Source organism: Streptomyces sp. WELS2 (assembly GCF_013870595.1).
Lineage (GTDB): Bacteria > Actinomycetota > Actinomycetes > Streptomycetales > Streptomycetaceae > Streptomyces.
In genome coordinates this window covers 1-1,822 of record NZ_JACBWZ010001079.1, presented here as the reverse complement: position 1 = coordinate 1,822, position 1,822 = coordinate 1, and the positions used below count along the sequence as shown (strand labels likewise).

Sequence of the window (1,822 nt, the reverse complement as noted above, 5' to 3'; positions counted from 1 at the left end):
CTCGGCGCCCACCCGCGGGCCGGCAGCGAGCAGATGGCGCCGCTCGGCGGGGAGTGCGCCACCGTCACCTTCGACCGGGCGGGGCGGATCGTCACCGTGTGCGGAACGTTCACCGGCTTCCTGGTCAAGCTGCTCGACCCGCGCTCCCTCGCCACGCTGGCCGAGTACCGGCTGCCCCAGCGCCCGTCCACCGTGGAGGCGATCACCCGGCTCGACTTCTCCCGGATCTTCAAGGACACCTCGGGCGGGGCCTATTCGTACCTGGACGACGAGGACCGGCTGGTGCTCGCGGACTCCCGGCAGCACATCGTCCGCCTCGCCCACCGGCAACGGGCGGACGGCAGCTGGGAGTTCACGGTCACCGACGACTGGGACCCGGGCGAGCGCGTGCCCCACGACTGCGCGACGTGGGCCGATCCGTACCCCGACGGCGACTGTGACCCGGTCACCTCCGTGATGCCGGACTGGCAGGGCCGGATCTGGTGGGTCACCCGGCAGGGCCGGATCGGCACCGTCGACCCCGCCACCGGGACGATCCGTTCCGTCCGGCTGGACGGCGAGGAGATCCAGAACTCCTTCTCCGTCGCCGCCGACGGCGTGTCCATCGTCTCCGACCACGCGCTGTACGAGTTCACCGCGGCGGCGGACGGCACCCCGGCCGTGGTGTGGCGGCAGACCTACGACCGGGGCACCGGCACCAAGCCCGGCTCGGTGAACCAGGGTTCGGGCACCACTCCGGACATCTTCGGCGACGGCGGCCGGTACGTGGCGATCACCGACAACGCCGACGACCGGATGCACGTCCTGGTCTACCGGCGCGGCGCGGACGTGCCCGCCGGCCGGCGGCTGGTGTGCGAGGTCCCCGTCTTCGCCTCCGGCGCCTCCACGACCGACAACTCCCTGATCAGCTGGGGCGACAGCCTGGTGGTCGAGAACAACTACGGCTATGAGAACGTCTCGTCCCTCACCTTCGGGCGGAGCGTCGTCGGCGGGGTCGCCCGGATCGACGTCCGCCCGGACGGCAACGGCTGCGAGACCGCGTGGGAGAGCGCCGAGCGGTCGCCGTCCGTCGTGCCCAAACTGTCCACCGGCAACGGGCTCGTCTACCTCTACACCAAGGAGCCCAACAGCCTCGGCGTGGACGCCTGGTACCTGACGGCCGTCGACTTCCGCACCGGGCGGACCCGTTGGAGGCAGCTCGTCGGCACCGGCGTCGGGTACGACAACAACTGGGCGCCGATCACCCTGGGTCCGGACGGCACCGCCTACATCGGGGTGTTCAACGGCCTGGCCGCGGTACGCGACGACGACTGAACCTCCGGCGCCGCCTCGGCACGTGCCGCCGTCCGTGACGGCGGCCGAACTCACCGCGCCGGTCCGCAAGTTCTTCTGCGGATCGTCTTGTCAGAGGCGTGCGCCTGTCCCTACAGTCCCACCAGACAAAGAATGGGAGCGCTCTCATACGCCCGTGCTCGCCGCCCCTCCCGCCTCCCCGGAGAGGACCCAGGCCGAGGTCACCGTGGAGAACACCGGCTCCGGCGCACTGACGGGCTGGTCGGCCGGCCGGGATCCGGCCGGGGCCACCGTGACCAGCCTGTGGAACGGCACCCCGACCACGGCCCAGGGCCGGGCGACCGTCCGCGACGCCGCCTTCGACGGTGCCCTCTCCCCCGGCGCCGAGGCCACGTCCGGTTTCACCGCGACCGGCGCCCCGGGCACACCGTCCCCGCACTGCGCCGGCACCTGGCCACCGGTCACCAGGCCACTTGCGCCGGTACGCCAGCCCCGCCCGGAGCCGGCCGCCAGCGTCTCGCCCGCCCGG

2 protein-coding genes are annotated in these 1,822 nt (G+C 72.7%); both read left to right on the top strand.

Annotation, left to right across the window (positions count from 1 at the left end; all coding sequences use genetic code 11):
- On the top strand, positions 1-1,314 hold a 1,314-nt coding region (locus tag H5J33_RS33800; protein ID WP_181798492.1), incomplete at its 5' end, for a hypothetical protein.
- 154 nt (positions 1,315-1,468) lie between these two features.
- The coding region (locus H5J33_RS38505; RefSeq protein WP_309485556.1) for a cellulose binding domain-containing protein at positions 1,469-1,822 on the top strand (354 nt) is incomplete at its 3' end.